Origin of the sequence: Pseudomonas kielensis, from assembly GCF_014236655.1 — a bacterium.
Classification (GTDB): domain Bacteria; phylum Pseudomonadota; class Gammaproteobacteria; order Pseudomonadales; family Pseudomonadaceae; genus Aquipseudomonas; species Aquipseudomonas kielensis.
Genome location: NZ_JACMYG010000117.1, coordinates 1 through 326 on the forward strand (window position 1 = coordinate 1; position 326 = coordinate 326).

1 pseudogene is annotated in these 326 nt (G+C 59.2%); it reads right to left on the reverse strand.

Going from position 1 to position 326, the window contains the following annotated elements:
* Positions 1 to 326: pseudogene (locus tag H7995_RS28270) on the reverse strand (mercury(II) reductase); the annotation flags it as partial.

The window sequence follows — 326 nt, forward strand, 5'->3', positions numbered from 1 at the left end:
AGTTGTTTCACATCCTTGCTGAAGGTCTGTGCGGCGAGCTTTAGCCCCTCGACCATCGTCAGGTAGGGAAACAACTGGTCAGCCAATTCCTGCACCGTCATGCGGTTACGTATGGCCAGCACCGCCGTCTGGATCAGCTCGCCCGCGTCCGGGGCCACTACCTGGACGCCGATGAGCCGTCCGCTACTTTCTTCGATGACCAGCTTGATAAAACCGCGTGTGTCGAAGTTGGCGAGCGCACGAGGCACGTTGTCGAGTGTCAGCGTACGGCTATCGGTCTCGATGTTTTGTGCATGCGCTTCGGCCTCGGTCAGGCCCACAGTAGC